Here is a 25,208-nt window from a genome sequence, read left to right on the forward strand (position 1 = left end):
CCCGGGCCGGGCCCGGGGCTCAGGCCCCGCCGCCGCACCCGCACGCCCGGTGGCGTCCGCCGTGCACCGCCGCGTACGAGGCCGGGCGCGGTCCGGATCCCGCCCGCGCGGCCCGCGCCGAAGCCGCCCGGCCCGCCGCGGACTCCGAGTCGTGCACCACCCGGCCGCCGACCAGGGTCATCCGCACCCCGGTACCGCTGATGTCGGCCACCGGACAACGGGTCACATCCCGGTCCAGCACCACCAGATCCGCGGCCTTGCCCTGCTCCACCGTGCCCGTCAGCCCCTCCTGGCGCAGCTGCCAGGCCGTGCCGGCCGTGTGCATCCGCAGGGCGGACGTACGGCTCAGGCCCTCCAGCTCGCGGTACAGCTCGCCCTCGCCCTGCGCGCCCTGCCGGTCGATCGCCGTCCGCAGCTGGTTCCACACCTGGAGCGCGTCCACCGGCCAGTCGGAACCGCCGGTCAGCCGCGCGCCCGCCTTCTCCAGGCTGCGCGCCGGGTACATCCAGCGGTGCCGCTCGGGCCCGATGTACGGCAGCAGTGCCTCCATCGTCCAGATGTCCCGCGCCGCCCACTGGAGCTGCATGCAGGCCGCGACACCCAACTGGGCGAACCGCCGCAGGTCGGCCGGGTCCACGATCTGGAGGTGGGCGACGGCGTTGCGCGGGTCGCGCTGCCCGGTGGCACGGCGCGCGTACGCGTACCCGTCGAGCGCCGTCCGTACCGCACGGTCCCCCAGCCCGTGGGCGTGCATCTGCCAGCCGGCGGTGTTGAAGGCCGCGGTCAGTCGGCCGTAGTCCGCCGCCGAGGTGTACAGCTCGCCCCGGTTGTCCGTCGGGGCGCCCTTGCCGTCGAGGTACGGCTCCAGGAGCGCGGCCGTCTGCGCCGGGTACTCGATCACCCCGTCCAGGAACGCCTTGATCATCCCGAAGCGGAGCCCGCGCACGCCCTCGAAATCCCGCCGCAGGCCGCGCGCGTACTCCAGCGCGCCCGCCGGGTCCTTGGCCTGCCCGGCGTCCAGCCGGATCGCCGGCACGATCCGCTGCGGCAGCTTCCCCGCGCCCGCCAGGGCCTGGTAGAGCTCCAGTTCGTGCCGCCCGACCAGGGCGTCCATCATCGTCGTGATGCCGGACGCGGCGGCCAGCTCCAGCACCCGGGCACAGGCCGCGACCAGTTCGGCCCGGGAGGGCTCCGGGACGTGCCGTTTCACCAGGCCCTGTGCGTCGTCCTTGAGCACGCCCGTCGGCTGCCCGTCCGGCCCCTTCACGACCTTGCCGCCCACCGGGTCCGGGGTGTCGGCCCTGATCCCGGCGATGTCCAGCGCCCGCTGGTTCGCCCACAGGTTGTGCCCGTCGCCGCCGACCAGGACGATCGGGCGGCGGGTCGCCAGCGCGTCCAGCACCGAGTGGTGCGCCTCGGTCCCCGCCGGCAGCAGCCCGACCGGATTCCAGTCCTCCACCACCAGCCAGCGGTCCGGCTCCGCCGCCGCGCCCCCGGAGTCGGCCAGGAACCCGCCGAGGATCTCCCGCAGCTCCTCCACGGTGGTCTCCGCCCCGTCCAGCGAGGGCCGCAGCGAGCGGTCCGCGGCGCCCAGCGGGTGCACGTGCCCGTCGTGGATGCCGCTCATCACGGTGTTGCCGCCCGCGTCGACCGTCTCGGTGTCCCGGCCGATGAACCGGCGCAGCGCCGCGTTCTCCCCGGTGGCCAGGATCCTCCCGTCCCGGCCGACGGCCACCGCCTCGGCCGGCCGGCCCGACCCGGCCCCGCTGAACACCCGCGCGTTGTGGATGACCAGGGCCGCCGGGCCGCGCCCCGAAGGAGCCGCCGAGGCGTTGCCGGCCGCCGCGCCGAGCAGACCCGCCGCGCCGGCGGCCCCGGCCGCCGCGAGCAGGCCCCGCCGGGACAGGGAAGAAGACGTCATGACCACTCCGATCGTCGATGTGGCCAGGACACTCTTTGGTTAACCCCGTAACCGGAACCCACCCCGGACGACGGAATCCGTACGATGGCCCGCGTGCCCGGACCGACGATCGCCGATATCGCGCGCGCCGCGGAGGTCTCCACGGCGACGGTCTCGCACGCCCTCAACGGCACCGGCCGCCTCGGCGACGGCACCCGCCGCCGGGTCCGGGAGGTGGCCGCCGCACTCGGCTACGGCGCCCACCGCGGCCCCCGCACCCGCACCCTCGGCCTCGCCGTCACCACCTACGCCGACTGGACCTGGGACTTCGCGGGCGTCGCGTACTTCTCCCGGCTGCTCACCGCCGCCACCTCCGCGGCCCACTCCCACGGCTACGCCCTGATCAGCCTGCCCGCGGACCGCGGCGCCGAGCCCCTGTGGCACACCCTGGCGGTCGACGGGATGCTGCTCCTCGACAGCCCGGAAGGCGATCCGGTGCTCCGGGCCATGCGGGCGCGCGGTCTGCCCGTGGTCTTCGACGGGCGGCCCGCCGAGCCCCGGCCCGACGACGTGTGGGTGGACAACGACCACGAGGCCACCACCCGCGCGGTGCTCGACCACCTCGCCGCGTCCGGAGCCCGGCGCACAGCCCTGCATTCCGGCTTCGGCCGGGAGTTCTACACGAGGGCCGTCACCTCCGCCTACGAACAATGGTGCGCGGAGCGCGGTCTGCCCCCGCTGGTGATCCCCTTCCACCCCGAGGACGACCAGGGCCATGCCTTCGACCGGGCCTTCGCCGCGCCCGGCCGCCCCGACGCCGTCTACTCCCTCTACGATCCGGGCGGCCGCCAGGTGCTGGCAGCCGCCGCGCGCCATGGAATCCGTACGCCCGGAGGCCTCTTGCTGGTATGCGCGAGCGAGGACCCGGCGTACGGGGAGTTCGAACCGCCCGTGACCACCGTCACCCTCAACCCCGAACGGATTGCCGAGTCGGCGATGTCCGCGCTGGTCACACTGATCGAATCCGGGTATGCGGAACCCCCGGGACAGCGCACTGTCCCGGCGGGCCTACAGGTACGTGCCTCGTCCCTGCCCCCGGACATGTACTAGAGTTATCTCGACATCGAGATATCTGCCGAAGGCGTACCGCAGCCGCCCCCGCTGGTAAGGGTTACCTAACTTAGTCTTACCTTAGCGGATTGGCCAAGGGGCGTGGCGGCAGGATGCGGTCATACGCGCGAAATTCATGCATGAAGGAGACTGTCGTGTCGGCGAACAGCTTCGACGCCCGCAGCACGCTGCAGGTGGGCGACGAGTCGTACGAGATCTTCCGGCTGGACAAGGTTGAGGGCTCCGCCCGCCTTCCCTACAGCCTGAAGGTGCTGCTGGAGAACCTGCTCCGTACCGAGGACGGCGCGAACATCACCGCCGACCACATCCGGTCGCTCGGCAACTGGGACTCGCAGGCCCAGCCCAGCGAGGAGATCCAGTTCACGCCGGCCCGCGTGATCATGCAGGACTTCACCGGTGTCCCGTGTGTCGTGGACCTCGCCACCATGCGTGAGGCCGTCAAGGCCCTCGGCGGCGACCCGTCCAAGATCAACCCGCTGGCCCCGGCCGAGCTGGTCATCGACCACTCGGTCATCGCCGACAAGTTCGGCACCAACGACGCGTTCGCCCAGAACGTGGAGCTGGAGTACGGCCGCAACAAGGAGCGCTACCAGTTCCTGCGCTGGGGCCAGACCGCCTTCGACGAGTTCAAGGTCGTCCCCCCGGGCACCGGCATCGTCCACCAGGTCAACATCGAGCACCTGGCCCGCACGGTCATGGTCCGTAACGGTGTGGCCTACCCCGACACCCTCGTCGGCACCGACTCGCACACCACCATGGTCAACGGCCTGGGCGTGCTGGGCTGGGGCGTCGGCGGCATCGAGGCCGAGGCCGCGATGCTCGGCCAGCCGGTCTCCATGCTGATCCCGCGCGTCGTCGGCTTCAAGCTGACCGGCGAGCTGCCCACCGGCACCACCGCCACCGACCTGGTGCTGACCATCACCGAGATGCTGCGCAAGCACGGTGTCGTCGGCAAGTTCGTCGAGTTCTACGGTGAGGGCGTCGCCGCCACCTCGCTGGCGAACCGCGCCACCATCGGCAACATGTCGCCGGAGTTCGGCTCCACCGCCGCGATCTTCCCGATCGACGACGAGACCCTGAAGTACCTGCGCCTGACCGGCCGCGACGCCCAGCAGGTCGCGCTCGTCGAGGCGTACGCCAAGGAGCAGGGTCTGTGGCTGGACCCGGCCGCCGAGCCCGACTTCTCCGAGAAGCTGGAGCTCGACCTCTCCACGGTCGTCCCCTCCATCGCCGGCCCGAAGCGCCCGCAGGACCGCATCGTCCTGGCCAACGCCGCCGAGCAGTTCGCGCAGGACGTGCGCAACTACGTCGAGGACGACGACGAGGCGGGCAAGGAGTCCTTCCCGGCCTCCGACGCCCCGGCCGCCGTCAACGGCGTGCCGACCCGCCCGACCCTGGTCACCCTGGCCGACGGCTCCTCCTTCGAGATCGACCACGGCGCCGTCACCGTCGCCGCGATCACCTCCTGCACCAACACCTCGAACCCCTACGTCATGGTGGCCGCGGCCCTCGTGGCGAAGAAGGCGGTCGAGAAGGGCCTGTCCCGCAAGCCGTGGGTCAAGACCACCCTGGCCCCGGGCTCGAAGGTCGTCACCGACTACTTCGACAAGGCCGGCCTGACCCCGTACCTCGACAAGATGGGCTTCAACCTCGTCGGGTACGGCTGCACCACCTGCATCGGCAACTCCGGTCCGCTGGACGAGGAGATCTCGAAGGCGATCAACGAGCACGACCTCGCGGTCACCTCGGTCCTCTCGGGCAACCGCAACTTCGAGGGCCGCATCAACCCCGACGTCAAGATGAACTACCTGGCCTCCCCGCCGCTGGTCGTCGCGTACGCCATCGCGGGCTCCATGAAGGTGGACATCACCAAGGACGCCATCGGCATCGACACCGAGGGCAAGCCGGTCTTCCTCGCGGACATCTGGCCGTCCGAGGCCGAGGTCAACGACGTCGTGGCGAACGCCATCGGCGAGGACATGTTCAACAAGTCCTACAAGGACGTCTTCGCGGGCGACGCCCAGTGGCAGGCGCTGTCGATCCCGACCGGCAACACCTTCGAGTGGGACCCGCAGTCCACCTACGTGCGCAAGCCCCCTTACTTCGAGGGCATGACGATGGAGACCACCCCGGTCTCCGACATCGCCGGCGCCCGCGTGCTGGCGAAGCTGGGCGACTCGGTCACCACCGACCACATCTCCCCGGCCGGTGCGATCAAGGCCGACACCCCGGCCGGCAAGTACCTCACCGAGCACGGCGTCGAGCGCCGCGACTTCAACTCGTACGGTTCCCGCCGCGGCAACCACGAGGTCATGATCCGCGGTACGTTCGCCAACATCCGCCTGCGCAACCAGATCGCGCCGGGCACCGAGGGCGGCTTCACCCGCGACTTCACCGTCGACGGCGCGCCGGTCTCCTTCATCTACGACGCCTCCCAGAACTACCAGGCCGCCGGCATCCCGCTGGTCATCCTGGCGGGCAAGGAGTACGGCTCGGGCTCGTCCCGCGACTGGGCCGCCAAGGGCACCGCGCTGCTCGGCGTCAAGGCCGTCATCGCCGAGTCCTACGAGCGCATCCACCGCTCCAACCTGATCGGCATGGGCGTCCTGCCCCTGCAGTTCCCCGAGGGCGCCACGGCGGCTTCCCTGGGCCTCACCGGCGAGGAGACCTTCGCCTTCACCGGTGTGGAGGAGCTGAACAACGGCACCACCCCGCGCACCGTCAAGGTGTCCACCGACACCGGTGTGGAGTTCGACGCGGTCGTCCGCATCGACACGCCGGGTGAGGCGGACTACTACCGCAACGGCGGCATCATGCAGTACGTGCTCCGCAACCTGATCCGCGGCTAAGCACGCCATCGGCACCAAAGGGCCGTATCCCCGTCAAGGGGGTACGGCCCTTCCGCTTGTCCGGGCGGCCGTCCCAGGTGACGGACAGGTCTCAACTCGGAAAAGCCGACGGCCATACGTGTGCATGATCTTGCTCACACGAGCGGAAGTGGACTATACCTGTGCCCGTCCGGATCACCGCGAGTCGATCGACTCCGGACCGGGGGGCGGGCGGGGACCTGCGGTGATGTCCGCATGCACGGCGACGCCGTGATTCCCCGGCTTCCTTCACACCTCTGACGAAGGCGAGGACATGAGCATGGGATCCACTGGTGAGGGCCTCGGGCGCCGTGATCTGATCAAGCGCTCCGCAGCACTCGGACTGATCACGGTGCCGACGATGAGCTTCCTGTCCGCCTGCGCCTCAGGGGGTGAGGAGTCCACGAAGGGCCCCGACAAGGGCGCCGTGACCAAGGAGAACCCGTTCGGCGTCGCGAAGGGCGGCAAGCTGGACGTCGTCGTCTTCAAGGGCGGGTTCGGCGACGACTACGCGAAGGCCTGGGAGGCCGCCTTCGACAAGAAGTGGGGCACCACCAGCTCCCACCTGGGCACCCAGGAGATCACCGCGAAGCTCCAGCCGCGCTTCAACGGCGGCAACCCGCCGGACGTCGTCGACGACTCCGGCGCCCAGCAGATCAAGCTGGACGTGCTCGCCAAGGGCGACCAGCTCGCCGACCTCACCGCCGTGCTCGACGCGCCCTCGCTCGACGACCCGACCAAGAAGGTGCGCGACACCCTGGTCGAAGGCGCCTACGAACAGGGCCTGCAGGGCGGCAAGTTCGTCGTGCTGAAGTACGTCTACGCCGTGTTCGGCTTCTGGTACTCCGGCAAGCTCTTCAAGGAGAAGGGCTGGGCGCCGCCGAAGACCTGGGACGAGTTCCTGGCCGTCTGCACCAAGGCCAAGGAAGCCGGCATCGGCGGCCTCGCCCACCAGGGCAAGTTCCCGTACTACATCAACGTCGTCATCATGGACCTGATCGCCAAGAAGGGCGGTCTGGAGGCCATGAAGGCGATCGACAACCTGGAGCCGAACGCCTTCGAGGGCAACCCGGCCGCCCTCGCCGCGGTCGAGGCGGTCTACGAGGTGGTCGAGAAGGGCCTGCTGATGCCGGGCACCAACGGCCTCACCCACACGGAGTCCCAGACCGCCTGGAACCAGTACAAGGCCGCCTTCATCCCCTCCGGCTCCTGGCTGGAGAACGAACAGCTGAAGCAGACCCCGGAGGACTTCGACATGAAGTTCCTGCCGATGCCGCTGCTCGCCGACAGCAAGCTGCCCTTCGAGGCCATCCGGGCCGGTGTCGACGAGCCCTTCATCGTCCCGGAGAAGGCCGCCAACAAGGCCGCGGGCATGGAGTTCCTCCGCTCGATGCTGTCCCGCGAATGGTCGACGATCTTCGCCCAGCAGGCCAACTCGCTCACCGTCGTCAAGGACGGCGTGGACCCGGGCGTCAAGCTGCGGCCGGGCACCCAGTCGGCCGTGGAGGCGCTCAAGGCCGCGGGGAGCAACACTTTCAGCTACCGCTACCCCGACTGGTACAGCGAGATGGACACCGAGATCCAGAACGCGTCCAATGAGCTGATGGCCCAGCGGATCCAGCCAAAGGAGTGGATCAAGCGGGCCCAGGCTGCGGTAGACAAGGCGGCCAAGGACCCGAACGCCAAGAACAACAAGCGCTCCTGACACCGCAGGGACGGACACCATGAGCCATGTAGCCCAGAGCAAGGGGCGGGCCGGTTTCATCGCCGGCTTCCTCGTCGCGCCCCTCGCGCTGTACCTGACCTTCGTCATCTGGCCGTACGTACAGACGTTCGGCTACTCCTTCACCAACTGGAGCGGCCAGTCCCCGACGTTCGACTTCGTCGGCCTGGACAACTACGCTTCGTTGCTGAAGGACGAGGTCTTCCGCGGCGCCCTCGGGCACAACCTGCTGCTCCTGGTGTTCGTCCCGGTCATCACCATCCTGCTCGCCCTCTTCTTCGCCTTCATGGTGAACGCGGGAGGACGCAGCGGGGCCGGCGGAGTGCGGGGCGTCGGCGGCTCGCGGGTCTACAAGATCGTCTACTTCTTCCCGCAGGTGCTCTCCCTCGCCATCCTCGCCGTGCTCTTCGGAGCGATCTACCGGAGCGACGAGGGCGGCCTGCTCAACGGCTTCCTCACCCAGCTCGGCCTGATCGACGCGGAGCACCCCGTCGAATGGCTCAACGAGCCCGACCTCGTCCTCTGGTGCCTGCTGTTCGTCGTCGTCTGGCACGGAGTCGGCTTCTACCTCGTCCTCTTCTCCGCGGCCATGCAGTCCGTCCCCAAGGACATCTACGAGGCGGCGCTGCTCGACGGCGCCGGGCGCGCCCAGACCTTCTTCCGGGTCACCCTGCCGCTGCTGTGGGATTCTGTGCAGACCTCCGCGGTCTATCTGGGCATCGCCGCGATGGACATGTTCGTCCTGGTGTCGACCATGACCTCGCAACAGTTCGGCGGCGGACCCGACCACCACAGCGAGGTCATGTCGACGGTGCTGATGCGCAACTTCCTGTACTTCGGCAAGAGCGGCTACGCCTGCGCCATGGGCGTGGTCATGCTCGCCCTGACCATGATCCTCTCCATCATCACGCTGCGCGCCACCCGCCGCGAGCGCATCGAGTTCTGAGCGGAGTCCCACGATGGCTGCACAGTCCACAGTGATCAAGGCTCCGGGCGAAGCTGCCGCGGAGCGGTCGGGCAAGACAGGCCGGACGGGGGATCGGGACGGGCGGCGCTCCGAGGGCATGGTCCTCAACGTCTTCTCGCACGGCTTCCTCGTCCTCTGGGCGATAATGATCGTGCTGCCCCTGATCTGGCTCGCGCTCGGCTCCTTCAAGACGGACGCGCAGATCGGCGGCTCGGCCCTGAGCTGGCCCTCGAACTGGCACTTCGACGCCTTCGGCCGGGCCTGGGAGAAGGGCATCGGCGGCTACTTCGCCAACACCCTCATCGTGCTGGTGTTCTCGGTCCCGCTGACCATGCTGCTCGGCTCGATGGCCGCGTACGTACTCGCCCGCTACCCCTTCACGGGCAACCGGGTCATCTACTACTTCTTCGTCAGCGGGGCGATGTTCCCGGTGTTCCTGGCGCTCGTACCGCTCTTCTTCATGGTCAAGCGCTTCGACATGCTGAACACCTACCAGGGCCTGATCCTGGTGTACGTCGCCTACTCGATGCCGTTCACCGTCTTCTTCATGCACTCCTTCTTCCGGACGCTGCCCACGGCGATACACGAGGCGGCGGTCATCGACGGGGCCTCCGACACCCGGATCTTCTTCCAGGTGATGCTGCCCATGGCCAAGCCCGGCCTGATCAGCGTGGGGATCTTCAACGTCCTGGGCCAGTGGAACCAGTACATCCTGCCCGCCGTGCTGATGCAGCCGCAGACGAGCGGCGAGCCCGAGCGCTACATGCTCACGCAGGGGCTCATCCAGCTCCAGTACCAGATGGGCTACGAGACGGACCTGCCGGTGCTGTTCGCCGGCGCCACCATCGCCATCATCCCCATGCTGGCGGTCTACCTCTCCTTCCAGCGCCAGATCCAGGCCGGCCTGACCTCCGCCACCCTCAAGTAGCCCCGGCGTTAGGAGCCGTCGGCTGCCGGAACCCGGGTGACCGACGTTCTGGAGGATCCAGGGCTGCCGGTCGGTGCCGCCGACGCTCCACGCCGGCCAGAAGCACCCCGGGATGGGGGCGCGGACCCCATGGGGCCAGGCGTCCCGGCCGGGCGCCTACGACCAGGTGCCGGAGCCCGTGCACTGCCGCGACGGGCCGCTGGGGTGGTCGTCGGGGCGGGTGCGTGCCGACGTCCAAGGCCGTGCCCCGGCCGTCACAGGTGAAGGTCGGTGTCCCGCCCGGCGGTCGGCCTGGCCGCCGGGCAGGGTCGCCGGACCGATCGCCGGCGGTTCGTACGTGGGCAGCAGGCCGGTGGTGAACCCGAGGGCGCCGAGGTGAAGACCCAGGCACAGCGCGGTGAAGCAGGAAGCCACCCGGACGGCCAGTCAGCCGTGGCGGGAATCCCGGGCCGTGCCGCGGGGAATCGCGTCAAAGCCAGGTGTTGAACTTGCGGATGTACCAGGTCTTCACGACCTGCGTGAGCGTGCAGTACGCGAGGAGCACGCCGATCAGCCACGGGAAGTAGCTCGCCGGCAGGGCCACGAAGCCCAGCGAGGCGGCCAGCGGGGAGAACGGCAGGTACAGCCCGGTCAGCACCGCGAGGACGGTCATCACCATCACCGGCCAGGAGGCGCGGGACTGGATGAAGGGGATCTTCCGGGTACGGATCATGTGGACGATCAGGGTCTGCGAGAGCAGGCCCTCGATGAACCAGCCGGACTGGAAGAGGGACTGGCTCGCCTCGCTGTCGGCGGCGAAGACGTTCCACATGATCAGGAACATCGAGATGTCGAAGACGGAGCTGACGGGGCCGATCGTCACCATGAAGCGGAAGATGCCCTTGGCGTCCCAGTTGCGCGGCTTGCGCAGGTACTCCTCGTCCATCCGGTCCCACGGCGTGGCCAGCTGGGAGATGTCGTAGACCAGGTTCTGCACGAGCAGCATGATCGCCAGCATCGGCTGGAAGGGAATGAAGGCGCTCGCCACCAGCACCGAGAAGACATTGCCGAAGTTCGACGACGCCGTCATCTTGATGTACTTGATCGTGTTGCCGAAGGTGGTCCGGCCCTGGATCACGCCCTGCTCCAGGACGGTGAGGTCCTTCTCCAGCAGGATGATGTCCGCCGACTCCTTGGTGATGTCCACGGCGGTGTCGACCGAGATGCCGACGTCGGCGTCGCGCAGCGCGGCCGCGTCGTTGATGCCGTCCCCGAGGAACCCGACGGTGTGGCCTTCGGCCTGCAGGGCCCGTACGATCCGGGCCTTCTGGACCGGGTTGACCTTGGCGAAGACGGTCGTACGGGCGGCCAGCGCGCGCAGCGCCGTGTCGTCGAAGGCGTCGATGTCGGCGCCGAGACGATCCGGGTACGGGACTCCAGCTCGGCGGCGGCCCGCTCGCGGCGGGACCGGCCCGGCGGCGCGAGCTTCGCGGGGGTACGAGGGGTGAGCATGGTCATGACGAATACCTCCCTCCACGGTGTCCGGGCAGCGCGAAGCCGGGCGGTCACGTGGAGTGATCATTGGACGGCGCGGGGTGCCGCGGACGGGCCACGGGATGCGCCGGGGGCATGGATGACGTATGCCTGACAGAAGGGTCAGGACATGCGGAAGGAAAGGGAAACGCGGAAGCGCACGGACACAGCAGGTGACCGCAGCCGTGCGTGCTCAGGGAAAGGCCGACCGGTCAGCGGGTCAGCCGACGAGAGCGAGAGCGCGGCAAGGACTTCGATCGGGACTCATCCCGAACACCTCCTCGCATCGCACTGTCATTGCAGGCGCGGTCCGGCCGGAAAGGCCGCAGAGGACCGGCGCCTCAGCGACCGTAGCACGATCCGGGCGACCGTTCTCTCCCCCTTATGGCCAGTAGTTGCCGGTTCGTGCCGTGTCAGCCTCTTGACGTGTCGAGGGACAAAGGCTCGACTTAAGGTTCACAAGTTGGAGAGACGCCGGGGTCTCGGAGCGAGAGCTTCTGCGACGTTTCCCCGGCCGGGGGGCGACGGCTGGCCGTCGCTTATGGGCAGGAGTGGATGAGTCGTGCAGACGCCCGGATCGCAGTCTTCGCTACATCGCGCGAATCTCGAACGGGTCGTGCGGGCGGTGCGGCTCGCGGGTTCGCTGACCCAGGCGGAGATCGCCCGCGCCACCGGACTGTCGGCGGCCACGGTCTCCAACATCGTCCGCGAGCTCAAGGACGGCGGGACCGTCGAGGTCACCGACACCTCGGCGGGCGGCCGGCGGGCCCGCAGCGTGTCGCTCAGCGGCGATGCGGGCATCGTGATCGGTGTGGACTTCGGCCATACCCACCTGCGGGTGGCGGTCGGGAACCTGGCCCACCAGGTGCTGGCGGAGGAGGCTGAGCCGCTCGACGTGGACGCCTCCTGGGTGGAGGGCTTCGACCGGGCGGAAGCGCTGGTCGGACGGTTGATCGCGGGCATCGGGGTGAGCCTGGACAAGGCCATCGGCGTCGGCCTCGGCGTCCCCGGCCCGATCGACGTGGAGTCCGGGACCCTGGGGTCGACCGCGATCCTCCCGGGCTGGGCCGGCATCAACCCCCGCCAGGAACTCTCGCAGCGCCTCGGCGTACCCGTGTACGTGGACAACGACGCGAACCTCGGGGCCCTCGGTGAACTCGTCTGGGGGAGCGGGCGGGGAGTAAAGGACCTCGCCTACATCAAGGTCGCCAGCGGCGTCGGCGCGGGACTGGTGATCAACGGCCAGATCTACCGCGGCCCCGGCGGCACGGCCGGCGAGATCGGGCACATCACCCTGGACGAATCGGGTCCGGTGTGCCGCTGCGGTAACCGCGGCTGCCTGGAGACCTTCGCCGCGGCCCGGTACGTGCTCCCGCTGCTCCAGGGCAGCCACGGACCGGAGTTGACGATGGAGCGGGTGGTCGAACTGGCCCGCGACGGGGACCCGGGCTGCCGCCGCGTCATCACTGACGTGGGCCGCCACGTCGGCAGCGGCGTGGCCAGTCTGTGCAACCTCCTGAACCCGAGCCGGGTGGTCCTGGGCGGCTCGCTCGCGGAGGCGGGCGAACTCGTCCTGGCGCCCATCCGCGAATCGGTCGGGAGGTACGCGATCCCGAGCGCGGCCCGCCAGTTGTCGGTGCTGACCGGGTCCCTGGGCGGGCGGGCCGAGGTGCTCGGCGCACTAGCTCTTGTGCTCAGTGAAATGGGCGATTCGACACTTTTGTCGGATCATGGAAGTGGAGTGCGCGCTTCAGCCGCCATGTCTTCAGTTAGATAACGGATGGCACCGTTGTCATCTCGTTAAGGATTCACTCCTTGACGGCAAACTTGCGGCCGGGGTTGACTCACATCCACCTCGGCCGCAGTGCTGCGGCCTCGTCAGGGAGGTTCAAGTAATGAACACGCGTATGCGCAGAACCGCAGTAGCCGTTGCCGCCGGCGCCATGGCCGTTTCCCTCGCCGCCTGTGGCAGCGCCAAGGAGGCCGGCGACAAGACCAAGGAGTCCGGCGCCGCCAAGGGCGACGCGATCAAGGTCGGCCTGCTCCTGCCGGAGAACCAGACTGCGCGCTACGAGAAGTTCGACAAGCCGCTCATCGAGAAGAAGGTCGCCGAGCTCACCGGCGGCAAGGGCGAGGTCGTCTACGCGAACGCCAAGCAGGACGCCACCACGCAGAACTCGCAGGTCGACACGATGATCACCAACAAGGTGGACGTCCTGATCGTCGACGCGGTGGACTCCAAGGCCATTGCCGGCTCGGTCAAGAAGGCGAAGGAGGCCGGCATCCCGGTCGTCGCCTACGACCGTCTCGCCGAGGGCCCGATCGACGCCTACACCTCCTTCGACAACGAAGAGGTCGGCAAGGTTCAGGGCAAGGCGCTGCTGGAGGCGCTGGGCGACAAGGCCAAGGACGGCCAGATCGTCATGATGAACGGCTCGGTCACCGACCCGAACGCCAAGCTCTTCAAGTCCGGTGCGCACTCCGTCCTCGACGGCAAGGTGAACGTCGGCAAGGAGTACGACACGGTCGAGTGGAAGCCGGAGAACGCCAACACCAACATGGCGGCCGCGCTCTCCGCGCTCGGCAAGGACAAGGTCGTCGGCGTCTACTCCGCCAACGACGGCATGGCGGGCGGCATCATCACGGCCCTCAAGGGTGCCGGCGTCTCCCCCCTGCCGCCGGTCACCGGCCAGGACGCCGAACTCGCCGGTGTCCAGCGCATCGTCGCGGGCGAGCAGTTCATGAGCGTTTACAAGCCGTACGCCCCCGAGGCCGAGGCCGCCGCGAAGATGGCCGTCGCCCTCGCCAAGGGCGAGAAGGCCGGCGGCACCTCCACGGTCGACAGCCCGACCGCCAAGGGTGTCGCCTCCGTGCTGATCCCGGTCGTCTCGCTCACCAAGGGCAACATCAAGGACACCGTCGTCAAGGACGGCGTCTACACGGTCGCCGAGATCTGCACCGACAAGTACGCGGCGGCCTGCGCCTCCCTCGGCCTGAAGTAGCGGCCCCCGCCGCCTCCTCGCGAGGCGGCCCCCGTGCCTGACCGGCGCCCCGCCCCCATTCCCCGCCACTGGCGGGGCGCCGGGCAGAAACGTTCCCCCATTCGCCCCGCTCCTGCTCTTTTGCACGACATCCCCGCCGGTCAGGCGGCGAAGGAGATGGTTCATGTGTCCGCTGCGCCCGTGCTGGCGTTGCGAGGGGTCTCGAAGCGGTTCGGCGCCGTTCAGGCCCTGACCGACGTAGAACTCGAGATCCACTCCGGTGAAGTGGTCGCCCTGGTCGGCGACAACGGTGCCGGAAAGTCCACGCTGGTCAAGACGATCGCCGGCGTGCACCCCATCGATGACGGCGTCATCGAGTGGGAGGGCCGTCCGGTCTCCATCGGCAAGCCCCATGACGCCCAGAACCTGGGCATCGCGACGGTCTACCAGGACCTGGCGCTGTGCGACAACATCGATGTCGTCGGCAACCTCTTCCTCGGCCGCGAGCTCAAGCGCCACGGCGTCCTCGACGAGGTGGAGATGGAGCGGCGCGCCCGCGAGCTCCTGACCACCCTGTCCATCCGGATCCCCAGCGTCCGTATCCCCATCGCCTCGCTCTCGGGCGGTCAGCGCCAGACCGTGGCGATCGCCCGCTCCATGCTGGGCGAGCCCCAGCTCGTCATCCTCGACGAGCCCACCGCCGCCCTCGGCGTCGAGCAGACCGCACAGGTGCTCGACCTGGTGGAGCGGCTGCGCGAGCGCGGCCACGCCGTCATCCTCATCAGCCACAACATGGCCGATGTGAAGGCCGTCGCCGACAAGGTGGCGGTCCTGCGGCTAGGCCGCAACAACGGTGTCTTCAACGTCGCCGACACCTCGCAGGAAGAGATCATCTCCGCCATCACCGGTGCCACGGACAACGCCGTGACCCGCCGGGCGGCCCGCACCTCGGAGGCCGGCAAGTGAGCACCAAGAACCCTGCCACCGGTCCACTGGGCAAAGGCCCCGTCGACCAGCAGGAGCACATCGACCCGGTCAACCCCGCGGCCGCGCACGACGCGATCCCGGCCGTTGACCCCCGCCTGCTCGTCAGGGAAGAGGGCCTCGCCGGGTACGTGGGCGAGTTCAAGCGCAAGATGAAGGCCGGCGATCTGGGCTCCCTCCCGGTCGTCATCGGCCTGATCGTCATCTGGTCGATCTTCCAGGGGCTGAACTCGAACTTCCTCTCCCCGGAGAACCTGACCAACATCGCGATCACGATGACCGGCACCGGCATGATCGCCATCGGCATCATCTTCGTGCTGCTGCTCGGCGAGATCGACCTCTCGGTCGGCTCGGTCAGCGGTGTCTCGGGCGCGATCGTCGCCGTCCTCGCCGTCACCCACGGCGTGAACGAATGGCTGGCCATCCTCCTGGCCATCGTCGGCGGCGCCCTGATCGGCTGCATCCACGGCTTCTTCTTCGCCAAGGTCGGCGCCCCGGCCTTCGCCGTCACCCTGTCGGGCCTGCTCTTCTGGCTCGGCGCGATGCTGCAGATCCTCGGCAGCAACGGCACGATCAACATCGACTCCGATGGCGTGGTCGGCCAGCTGACCACGTACTTCTTCTCGGACGTGGCCGTCGCCTACGGGCTGGCCGCGCTCGCGGTGGCCGGCTACTTCGTCGCGGCCTTCCTCGACGCGAGGCGCCGCGAGGCAGCCGGGATGCCGTCCCGGCCGCTCACCGAGATCCTGCTGCGCACCGGCCTGCTCGCACTGTGCGCGTTCGGTCCCGCCGTGCTGTTCAACCAGTACAAGGGCCTGCCGCTCGCGGTGGTGCTCTTCCTGCTGGCCCTGGTCGTCACGGACTTCCTGCTGCGCCGCACGACCTTCGGGCGAAACGTTTTCGCACTGGGCGGCAGCGTCGAGGCCTCCCGCCGCGCGGGCATCAACGTCACCCGGATCCGGATCACGGTCTTCGCGATCTCCAGCACCTTCGCGGCCATCGGCGGCCTGTTCTGGGCCTCCAAGATCGCGGCGGCCAACCAGAGCGCCGGCGCCGGCGACCTGCTGATGAACGTGATCGCGGCGGCCGTCATCGGCGGCACCAGCCTCTTCGGTGGCCGGGGCCGGACCTGGAACGCCCTCCTCGGCGTCATGGTCATCGTCTCGATCCAGTACGGTCTGGCCCTGGAGGGAATCGCGACTCCGATCCAGTACATGATCACGGGTGCCGTACTGCTGGCCACCGTGGTGATCGACTCGGTCACGCGCAAGACCCAGAAGACGGCCGGACGTGCCTAAGCGGTAAGACCCGTCACAATGCCCGGCGCCACTTCGTGTGGTGCCGGGCATCCGTGCGTACATATGTGCGTACGCCTGTGCGGGTATACGCCTGTTTGTGATGTGTGACCACGCGATGGTGTGTTCATGTATGACAAAGGTGTGACTCACGGGGGCGGCCCGATGACCGCACCCGCGAGCGGAACATTAGACTCGTCGGACCAGCAAGCAACTGCAAGGAGGCTCGGGTGCTGCTGCCCCGCATCAAGGGACCGCGCGATCTGGACCTGCTCAGCCAGGAGGAGCTCAACCAGCTCGCCGCCGAGATCAGGTCCTTCCTCGTCGACGCCGTCTCCAAGACCGGCGGGCACCTCGGCCCCAACCTCGGGGTGGTCGAACTGACGATCGCCCTGCACCGGGTCTTCGACTCGCCCAAGGACAAGGTCCTCTTCGACACCGGCCACCAGGCCTACGTCCACAAGCTGCTCACCGGCCGTCAGGACTTCGGCAACCTGCGCTCCAAGGGCGGCCTCTCCGGCTACCCCTCGCGCGCCGAGTCCGACCACGACGTGATCGAGAACTCGCACGCCTCCACCGTGCTCGGCTGGGCCGACGGCATCGCCAAGGCCAACGAGGTGCTAGGCCGCGAGGACCACCACGTCGCCGCCGTCATCGGCGACGGCGCGCTGACCGGCGGCATGGCCTGGGAGGCGCTGAACAACATCGCCGCCGCCAAGGACCGCCCCCTGGTCATCGTCGTCAACGACAACGAGCGCTCGTACGGCCCCACCATCGGCGGCCTCGCGAACCACCTGGCGACCCTGCGCACCACGGACGGCTACGAGCGCTTCCTGGCCCGCGGCAAGGACCTCCTGGAGCGCACCCCCGTCGTGGGCAAGCCGCTCTACGAGACCCTGCACGGCGCCAAGAAGGGCCTCAAGGACTTCATCGCCCCGCAGGGCATGTTCGAGGACCTGGGCCTGAAGTACATCGGCCCCATCGACGGCCACGACATCGAGGCCCTGGAGTCCGCCCTGCAGCGCGCCAAGCGCTTCAGCGGTCCGGTCATCGTGCACTGCCTCACCCAGAAGGGCCGGGGCTACGAGCCGGCCGTCCAGGACGAGGCGGACCGCTTCCACGCGGTCGGCGTGATCCACCCGGACACCGGCCTGCCGGTCAGCACCGACGCCGCCAGCTGGACCTCCGTCTTCGCCGACGAGATGGTCAAGCTCGGCAAGGAGCGGGGGGACATCGTCGCCATCACCGCGGCCATGCTCCAGCCGGTCGGCCTGAAGAAGTTCGCGGACGCCTACCCCGACCGGATCTTCGACGTCGGCATCGCCGAGCAGCACGGCGCCACTTCGGCGGCGGGCCTGGCGACCGGCGGCGCCCACCCGGTCTTCGCGGTGTACGCCACCTTCCTCAACCGCGCCTTCGACCAGGTCCTGATGGACGTCGCCCTGCACAAGTGCGGGGTCACCTTCGTCCTGGACCGCGCCGGTGTCACCGGCACCGACGGCGCCTCCCACAACGGCATGTGGGACATGTCGATCATGCAGGTCGTACCCGGTCTGCGGCTCGCCGCCCCGCGCGACGCCGAGCAGCTGCGCGCCCAGCTGCGCGAGGCCGTCCTGGTCAAGGACGCGCCGACCGTCGTGCGCTACTCCAAGGGCGTCGTCGGCCCGGCCGTCCCGGCCGTCGGCCGGATCGGCGGCATGGACGTGCTGCGCACCCCGGCTCCCGAAGTCACCAGGCCGGACGTACTCCTGGTCTCCGTCGGCGCGCTGGCCCCGATGTGCCTGGAGATCGCGAACCTGCTCGACAAGCAGGGCATCACCACCACCGTCGTGGACCCCCGCTGGGTCAAGCCCGTGGACGAGGCCCTGGCCCCGCTCGCCGACCGCCACCGCGTGGTCGTCACCGTCGAGGACAACGGCCGTACCGGCGGCGTGGGCTCCGCCGTCTCGCAGGCGCTCCGGGACGCGGGGGTCGACGTACCGCTGCGCGACTTCGGCATCCCGCAGCGCTTCCTGGACCACGCCTCCCGCAAGGAGGTCATGGCCGAGATCGGGCTGACCGCTCCGGACATCGCCCGGCAGGTCACCGGCCTCGTGGCCAAGCTGGACGGGCGCTTCGACAGCGAGCCGGCCGCCGCCGTCGACTAGGCCGGACAGCGCAGGCCGGATCGCCGCGCGGTTGCACGCCACGGGCCGGGAGATCACCCTTGAAGGGGTGGGCCTCCCGGCCCGTTCGCGTGCGTCATCACCTGTCGGAGGTGCGTCGGTGAGTAAGGATCTGAACAGCCCCTTCCGCACCAAGACGGTGGAGCAGTCCATCCGCGACACGGAGGAGCCGGAACACGCACTCCGCAAGTCGCTCTCCGCCTGGGACCTGACGGTCTTCGGCGTGGGCGTCATCATCGGCACCGGCATCTTCGTCCTCACGGGCATCGCGGCCCGGAACAACGCCGGACCCGCCACCTCCCTCTCCTTCGTGGCAGCGGGCATCGTCTGCGCCCTCGCAGCGCTCTGCTACGCCGAGTTCGCGTCCACCGTGCCGGTGGCCGGTTCGGCGTACACCTTCTCGTACGCCTCGATCGGTGAGCTGCCCGCCTGGATCATCGGGTGGGACCTGGTGCTCGAGTTCGCGCTCGGCACCGCCGTCGTGGCGGTGGGCTGGTCCGGGTACGTGCGCCACCTCATGTCGACGAACCTCGGCTGGGACATGCCCGCCGCGCTGTCGGGGCCCGACGCGGGAGGATCCTTCGACCTGCTCGCCTTCCTGCTGGTCCTGGTGCTGACCGCGATCCTGGTCATCGGGACGAAGCTCTCGGCCCGGATCACCGCGGTCGTCGTCGCCATCAAGGTCACCGTGGTCCTGCTGGTCATCATCGCGGGCCTGTTCTTCATCAAGGGCGACAACTACTCGCCGTTCATCCCCCCGGCGCAGCCCCAGGAAGCGGGCGGCGGCCTGCACGCACCACTGGTCCAGCTGATGTTCGGCTACGCGCCCACCAACTTCGGTGTCATGGGCATCTTCACCGCGGCCTCCCTCATCTTCTTCGCCTTCATCGGCTTCGACGTCGTGGCCACCGCGGCCGAGGAGACCAAGAATCCCCAGCGGGACATGCCGCGCGGCATCCTCGGCTCGCTGCTGGTCTGCACGGTGCTCTACGTCGCCGTGACGCTGGTGGTCACCGGCATGCAGAAGTACACGGAGATGTCGCCCACCGCCCCGCTCGCCGAAGCCTTCAAGTCGGTGAACCAGCCGTTCTTCTCCGGCGCCATCAGCCTCGGGGCGGCCGTCGGCCTGATCACCGTGTGCATGATCCTGCTGCTCGGCCAGACCCGCGTGTTCTTCGCGATGAGCCGTGACGGACTGCTGCCGCGCGTCTTCTCCGTCACCCACCCCAAGTACCGCACGCCGTACCGGGCGACCCTCCTGCTCGGCGGGATCATCGCCATCGTCGCGGGTTTCACCAGCCTGGAGAAGCTCGCGGAACTGGTGAACATCGGCACCCTGTTCGCCTTCGTGGTGGTCGCCCTCGGCGTGATCGTCCTGCGCCGGACCCGCCCCGACCTGCACCGGGCCTTCCGCACCCCGTGGGTGCCGGTCGTCCCGATCGTGTCGATCGCGGCCTCGCTCTGGCTGATGCTCAACCTGCCGGCCGAGACCTGGATCCGGTTCGGCATCTGGATGGTCGTCGGCTTCATCGTCTACTTCCTGTACGGCCGCAGCCACAGCCGGCTCGGCAAGCTCGGCCAGGACGCGAAGTTCTAGACGCGCAGCAGGGCACGGAACGGCGAAGCCGGCCGTACGCGTCACCCGTACGGCCGGCTTCGCCGGTGCCGGCTCCGTCAGCCCTTGGCGGGGGAGTCCTTCGCGGAGGCCGGGACCTTCTGGTCCGTGCGGAGGGCTTCCCACAACTGGGTGGCCTGCGGCTCGGCCACGACCACCCGGTTCGGGTCCACCTTGTCGTAGGCGACCGGCAGCATGATGGTCTCCATCGTGTCCGGGTCGACGCCCTTCATGCTCTTGGCGAAGTCGGAGAGCGCGGTGAGGGAGGCGAGGTCCGAGTCGGTGGTCAGCGACTTGGTGCCGGCGTCGGCGAGCTTGTAGAGCCGCGCCGGGTTGCCGAGCGCGTCCTGCTTCTTGACCTCGGTCAGCATCGCCATCATGAACTGCTGCTGCAGGCCTATGCGTCCGAGGTCGCTGCCGTCCCCGTAGCCGTAGCGGGTACGGACGAACTTGAGCGAGTCCGTGCCGTTCAGCCGGTGCGTGCCCGCGTCCAGCTTCAGCCCGCCCTTGGCCCCGCTCATCGGCTTGTCCAGGGTGACGGTGACCCCTCCGAGCGCGTCCACCAGGCCCTTGAAGCCGGCGAAGTCGACCTCGACGAAGTGGTCCACGCGGACGCCGGACATCTGCTCCACGGTGTTGACCACACAGGCCGGACCGGCCAGCGAGTAGACCGAGTTGAACATGACCCGCTTCGCGGACGGCACGGTCTTGCCGTCCCCGTCCTTGCATTCGGGCCGGGTGATCAGGGTGTCGCGGGGGATGCTCACCGCGGTGGCCTTGGCCCGGCCCTCGGGTATGTGCACCAGCATCGCGGTGTCCGAGCGGGCGCCGCTGACATCGCCGTGGTCGAGGTCGGCGTTGGCTCCGGCACGCGAATCGGAGCCGAGCACCAGGATGTTCTGGGCGTTCGCGGCCCCCTTCGGCGGCCGGTTGTCGCCGATGGCCTGGTCCAGGTCGACGCTGTCGATGTTGCCGTTGAGGTGGCTGTACATCCACCAGCCGGCTCCGGCGGCGCCCAGGATCAGCACGGCGACCAGCAACAGGGTGATCCGCAGAACGCGGCGTCGGCGGCGCCTGGGGCGCGCGTGCGTGTCCGTCATGGGGGTGAATCTTAGACAGATATTCGAACGGCCGAAGCCCGCCCCCGGGAAGGGGCGGGCCAGGCCGTCAGATACCCGTCTGCGAGCCGGACTAGGCCGGGATGCTCGCCAGACCGGGAGCGAGGAACTTCTTGCCGTTCACGCGCTCCGAGACGCCTTCACGGTCCAGGTACGGCGTGACGCCACCCAGGTGGAAGGGCCAGCCCGCACCGGTGATGAGGCAGAGGTCGATGTCCTGGGCCTCGGCCACGACACCCTCCTCCAGCATCAGGCCGATCTCCTGCGCCACCGCGTCCAGGACGCGGTCGCGGACCTGCTCCTCCGTCAGGACGACATCGCCCTGCACCAGGAGGGCGGCGACCTCGGGGTCCAGCTCCGGCTTGAAGCCGTTCTCGGCGGAGTAGACGTAGAAGCCGCGCTTGCCGGCCTTGACCACGGCCGCCAGGTTCGGGGAGACGGTGAAGCGCTCCGGGAAGGCGCGGTTCAGGGTCTCGGAGACGTGCAGACCGATGGCCGGGCCGACGAGCTCCAGCAGCACCAGCGGGGACATCGGCAGGCCGAGCGGCTCGATGGCCTTCTCCGCCGTGACCACCGGGGTGCCCTCGTCGATGACGTTCTGGATCTCGCCCATGAAGCGGGTCAGGATGCGGTTCACGACGAACGCCGGGGCGTCCTTGGTGAGGACCGCGGTCTTCTTCAGCTTCTTGGCGACACCGAAGGCCGTGGCCAGCGAGGCGTCGTCGGTCTGCTCACCGCGGACGATCTCCAGCAGCGGGAGGATCGCGACCGGGTTGAAGAAGTGGAAGCCGACCACGCGCTCCGGGTGCTGGAGCTTCGAGGCCATCTCGGAGACCGACAGCGAGGAGGTGTTGGTGGCGAGGATCGCGTGCGCCGGGGCGACCGCCTCGACCTCCGCGAACACCTTCTGCTTGACGGACATCTCCTCGAACACGGCCTCGATGATGAAGTCCGCGTCCGCGAAGCCCTCGGCCTTGTCCAGGACACCCGTCACCAGGGCGGTCAGGCGGTTGGCCTTGTCCTGGTTGATGCGGCCCTTGCCGAGCAGCTTCTGGATCTCGGCGTGGACGTAGCCCACACCCTTGTCCACGCGCTCCTGGTCGATGTCGGTGAGGACCACCGGCACCTCCAGGCGGCGCAGGAAGAGCAGCGCCAGCTGCGAGGCCATCAGGCCCGCGCCGACGACGCCGACCTTGGTGACCGGACGGGCCAGGGACTTGTCCGGGGCACCGGCCGGGCGCTTGGCGCGCTTCTGGACCAGGTTGAAGGCGTAGATGCCCGAGCGCAGCTCGCCGCCCATGATGAGGTCGGCCAGGGCCGTGTCCTCGGCGTCGAAGCCGGCCTGGAGGTCGCCCGACTTGGCCGCGGCGATGATGTCCAGCGCGCGGTAGGCGGCCGGAGCGGCGCCGTGCACCTTGGAGTCCGCGATGAAGCGGCCCTTGGCGACGGCCGCGTCCCAGGCCTCGCCGCGGTCGATCTCGGCGCGGACGACCTCGGTGGTGCCGTTCAGGACGTTCGCGGTCCACAGGAGCGACTGCTCCAGGAAGTCCGCACCCTCGAACAGCGCGTCCGCGATGCCCAGGTCGAAGACCTGCTTGCCGCGCAGCTGCTTGTTCTGGTTGAGCGAGTTCTCGATGATCACCGAGACCGCGCGCTCGGCGCCGATCAGGTTCGGCAGGATGGCGCAGCCGCCCCAGCCGGGAACCAGGCCGAGGAAGACCTCGGGCAGCGAGAAGGCCGGGATCGCCTTCGAGACGGTGCGGTAGGAGCAGTGCAGACCGACCTCGACGCCGCCGCCCATGGCCGCGCCGTTGTAGTACGCGAAGGTCGGGACCGCCAGCGCGGAAAGGCGCTTGAAGACGTCGTGGCCGCCCTTGCCGATGGCGAGCGCCTCGTCGTGCTTCTTCAGCAGCTCGACGCCCTTGAGGTCGGCGCCGACCGCGAAGATGAACGGCTTGCCGGTGATGCCGGCGCCGACGATGGAGCCCGCGAGGGCCTCCTGCTCGACCTGGTCGATCGCCGCGTTCAGGTTGGCGAGGGACTGCGGGCCGAAGGTGGTCGGCTTGGTGTGATCGAAGCCGTTGTCCAGCGTGATGAGCGCGAAGCGCCCGGCGCCGAACGGCAGGTCCAGGTGGCGGACGTGCGCGGACGTGACGACCTCGTCCGGGAACAGCTCGGCCGCGCCCTTCAGGAGCTCAGCGGTGGTGCTCACTTGGAGTCTCCCTCGGCGTTGAAGTTCGGGTTCTCCCAGATGACCGTGGCGCCCATGCCGAAGCCGACGCACATGGTGGTCAGGCCGTAGCGGACGTGCGGCTGCTCCTCGAACTGACGGGCCAGCTGCGTCATCAGGCGCACGCCCGAGGAGGCGAGCGGGTGACCGAAGGCGATGGCGCCGCCGTACTGGTTCACGCGGGCGTCGTCATCGGCGATGCCGTAGTGCTCCAGGAACGCGAGGACCTGGACCGCGAAGGCCTCGTTGACCTCGAAGAGACCGATGTCGTCGATCGTCAGGCCGGCCTGGGCCAGGGCCTTCTCGGTGGCCGGGATCGGGCCGTAGCCCATGACCTCGGGCTCGACGCCCGCGAAGGAGTACGAGACCAGGCGCATCTTGACCGGGAGGTTGTTCTCCCGGGCGAAGTCCTCGGACGCGATGATCGCGGCGGTGGCACCGTCGTTGAGACCGGCGGCGTTGCCCGCGGTGACCCGGCCGTGGGTACGGAACGGGGTCTTCAGGCCGGCCAGGTTCTCCAGCGTGGTGCCCGGGCGCATCGGCTCGTCGGAGGTGACCAGGCCCCAGCCCGTCTCACCCGCTGCCTCGTTGGTGTTGCGCACCGAGATCGGGACCAGGTCCTGCTGGATCTTGCCGTCGGCGTACGCCTTGGCGGCCTTCTCCTGCGAGCGCACGGCGTACTCGTCGGCGCGGAGCTTGGTGATCGTCGGGTACCGGTCGTGCAGGTTCTCGGCGGTCATGCCCATGAACAGGGCGGACTCGTCGACCAGCTTCTCGGAGACGAAGCGCGGGTTCGGGTCCACGCCCTCGCCCATGGGGTGGCGGCCCATGTGCTCGACACCGCCGGCGAGGGCGACGTCGTACGCACCGAAGGCCACACCGCCCGCGACGGCGGTCACGGCGGTCAGCGCGCCGGCGCACATGCGGTCGATGGAGTAGCCCGGGACGGACTGCGGGAGGCCCGCGAGGATGCCGGCCGTACGGCCCAGCGTCAGGCCCTGGTCGCCGATCTGCGTGGTCGCGGCGATGGCGACCTCGTCGATCTTCGCGGGGTCCAGGTCCGGGTTGCGGCGCAGCAGCTCCCGGATCGCCTTCACGACGAGGTCGTCGGCGCGGGTCCCGTTGTAGATGCCCTTCGGGCCCGCCTTGCCGAACGGGGTGCGGACGCCGTCGACGAAGACGACGTCCCTGACGGTACGAGGCACGTTGGCTCTCCTCCAGGTGCGGGTGTGCACTGCTGCGCGGGGGCATGCTCGGCTTACGTCACTGAGCGCCCGCTCACCCGGCCATGCTACTTGTCGGTAACCGGAGTGGACACCCCCTCCCGAAGGAGCGGCGAACGTCACACCGGCTCCGCGTCGCTCCAATGTCCGGGCAGGGTGCCGGCCCCGCCCGCCGCCAGCAGCAGCGCCAGCATCCGCGCGTGGTTGTGCTCCTCGGCCTCGAAGAGCCGTACCGCCTCCGCGTACACCGGGTCCCCGGCCCGGTCCGCCTTGCCGATCAGGGCCAGTCCGTCCCCGTCCTCGCCGACCTGGAACCGCTGCAGGCTCCGGACGAGCGCCGGATCGAGCGCGGCCCCCCGGCCCCAGTCCGGGTCCCCGACCGCGGCGCGGCGCTCCCGCTCGGCCTCGAAGTCGCGTACCCATGCCCCGTACCCCTCGTACCCATTATTGAGCATGTTCAAAAGTTAACGGGGTTTGAGCGTGTTCAAAAGCGATGTCGCAGGGCTGTTGCGGAACCGGGACGCCCTCCGGGGATGCGCAGAGCCCCCGGCCGAAGGAACGGCCGGGGG

The 25,208-nt window shown here is 69.2% G+C and carries 16 protein-coding genes and 1 pseudogene; 11 read left to right on the forward strand and 6 right to left on the reverse strand.

What is annotated here, in order from left to right:
- Positions 1 to 19: 19 nt before the first annotated feature.
- Positions 20 to 1,921: an amidohydrolase gene (locus tag OG429_RS29160; RefSeq protein WP_328928215.1), complete on the reverse strand. Its 1,902-nt coding sequence runs from the start codon at positions 1,919 to 1,921 to the stop codon at positions 20 to 22.
- Positions 1,922 to 2,005: 84 nt separating this feature from the next.
- Here OG429_RS29160 and OG429_RS29165 point away from each other — a divergent pair, with 84 nt between their 5' ends.
- The 5 genes from OG429_RS29165 (at position 2,006) to OG429_RS29185 (ending at position 9,516) form a co-directional block, all read left to right on the forward strand.
- Complete coding sequence (locus OG429_RS29165) at positions 2,006 to 3,010, forward strand: LacI family DNA-binding transcriptional regulator (RefSeq protein WP_328928216.1); 1,005 nt, start codon at positions 2,006 to 2,008, stop codon at positions 3,008 to 3,010.
- A 155-nt stretch (positions 3,011 to 3,165) separates the two neighbouring features.
- On the forward strand, positions 3,166 to 5,880 hold the full coding sequence (gene acnA, locus OG429_RS29170; protein WP_328928217.1) for an aconitate hydratase AcnA: 2,715 nt from the start codon (positions 3,166 to 3,168) through the stop codon (positions 5,878 to 5,880).
- Positions 5,881 to 6,178: 298 nt separating this feature from the next.
- On the forward strand, positions 6,179 to 7,603 hold the full coding sequence (ngcE, locus tag OG429_RS29175; RefSeq protein ID WP_405681336.1) for an N-acetylglucosamine/diacetylchitobiose ABC transporter substrate-binding protein: 1,425 nt from the start codon (positions 6,179 to 6,181) through the stop codon (positions 7,601 to 7,603).
- A gap of 19 nt (positions 7,604 to 7,622) precedes the next feature.
- Complete coding sequence (locus OG429_RS29180) at positions 7,623 to 8,567, forward strand: carbohydrate ABC transporter permease (RefSeq protein ID WP_328928219.1); 945 nt, start codon at positions 7,623 to 7,625, stop codon at positions 8,565 to 8,567.
- A 13-nt stretch (positions 8,568 to 8,580) separates the two neighbouring features.
- Positions 8,581 to 9,516, forward strand: a complete 936-nt coding sequence (locus tag OG429_RS29185; RefSeq protein WP_328928220.1) for a carbohydrate ABC transporter permease — start codon at positions 8,581 to 8,583, stop codon at positions 9,514 to 9,516.
- A 469-nt stretch (positions 9,517 to 9,985) separates the two neighbouring features.
- On the opposite strand, the gene OG429_RS29190 is transcribed toward OG429_RS29185, so the two are convergent.
- On the reverse strand, positions 9,986 to 11,032 hold the full coding sequence (locus OG429_RS29190; protein ID WP_328928221.1) for an HAD-IC family P-type ATPase: 1,047 nt from the start codon (positions 11,030 to 11,032) through the stop codon (positions 9,986 to 9,988).
- 558 nt (positions 11,033 to 11,590) lie between these two features.
- Here OG429_RS29190 and OG429_RS29195 point away from each other — a divergent pair.
- The 6 genes from OG429_RS29195 to OG429_RS29220 all read left to right on the forward strand — a co-directional run bounded on the left by OG429_RS29195 (position 11,591) and on the right by OG429_RS29220 (position 20,050).
- The gene (locus OG429_RS29195; protein ID WP_328928222.1) at positions 11,591 to 12,805 is read left to right on the forward strand and encodes an ROK family transcriptional regulator; all 1,215 of its coding nucleotides are present in this window, start codon (positions 11,591 to 11,593) and stop codon (positions 12,803 to 12,805) included.
- Between the two features lie 118 nt (positions 12,806 to 12,923).
- Positions 12,924 to 14,030 carry a sugar ABC transporter substrate-binding protein gene (locus tag OG429_RS29200; protein ID WP_328928223.1) on the forward strand — a complete coding sequence of 369 codons (1,107 nt, stop codon included), beginning with the start codon at positions 12,924 to 12,926 and terminating at the stop codon, positions 14,028 to 14,030.
- Between the two features lie 156 nt (positions 14,031 to 14,186).
- Positions 14,187 to 14,975 (forward strand): ATP-binding cassette domain-containing protein, encoded by a 789-nt coding sequence (locus OG429_RS29205; protein WP_328928224.1) that lies wholly within the window; start codon positions 14,187 to 14,189, stop codon positions 14,973 to 14,975.
- A gap of 26 nt (positions 14,976 to 15,001) precedes the next feature.
- Positions 15,002 to 16,291 (forward strand): sugar ABC transporter permease, encoded by a 1,290-nt coding sequence (locus OG429_RS29210; RefSeq protein ID WP_405681334.1) that lies wholly within the window; start codon positions 15,002 to 15,004, stop codon positions 16,289 to 16,291.
- 227 nt (positions 16,292 to 16,518) lie between these two features.
- Complete coding sequence (dxs, locus tag OG429_RS29215) at positions 16,519 to 18,435, forward strand: 1-deoxy-D-xylulose-5-phosphate synthase (protein WP_328928225.1); 1,917 nt, start codon at positions 16,519 to 16,521, stop codon at positions 18,433 to 18,435.
- A 118-nt stretch (positions 18,436 to 18,553) separates the two neighbouring features.
- Positions 18,554 to 20,050 (forward strand): amino acid permease, encoded by a 1,497-nt coding sequence (locus OG429_RS29220; protein ID WP_328928226.1) that lies wholly within the window; start codon positions 18,554 to 18,556, stop codon positions 20,048 to 20,050.
- A gap of 77 nt (positions 20,051 to 20,127) precedes the next feature.
- Here OG429_RS29220 and OG429_RS29225 read toward each other — a convergent pair whose 3' ends face one another.
- From OG429_RS29225 to OG429_RS29240, 4 genes and pseudogenes are all read right to left on the reverse strand, one after another.
- Positions 20,128 to 21,168 (reverse strand): LCP family protein, encoded by a 1,041-nt coding sequence (locus OG429_RS29225; protein WP_328928227.1) that lies wholly within the window; start codon positions 21,166 to 21,168, stop codon positions 20,128 to 20,130.
- Positions 21,169 to 21,259: 91 nt separating this feature from the next.
- Positions 21,260 to 23,398 carry a 3-hydroxyacyl-CoA dehydrogenase NAD-binding domain-containing protein gene (locus OG429_RS29230; protein WP_328928228.1) on the reverse strand — a complete coding sequence of 713 codons (2,139 nt, stop codon included), beginning with the start codon at positions 23,396 to 23,398 and terminating at the stop codon, positions 21,260 to 21,262.
- On the reverse strand, positions 23,395 to 24,621 hold the full coding sequence (locus OG429_RS29235) for a thiolase family protein (protein ID WP_328928229.1): 1,227 nt from the start codon (positions 24,619 to 24,621) through the stop codon (positions 23,395 to 23,397). Before OG429_RS29235 ends, OG429_RS29230 begins: the two co-directional genes overlap by 4 nt.
- 152 nt (positions 24,622 to 24,773) lie before the next feature.
- Positions 24,774 to 25,094, reverse strand: a pseudogene (locus OG429_RS29240) (ferritin-like domain-containing protein); the annotation flags it as partial.
- Positions 25,095 to 25,208 lie beyond the last annotated feature (114 nt).

The sequence above is a fragment of the Streptomyces sp. NBC_00190 genome, from assembly GCF_036203305.1.
Lineage (GTDB): Bacteria > Actinomycetota > Actinomycetes > Streptomycetales > Streptomycetaceae > Streptomyces.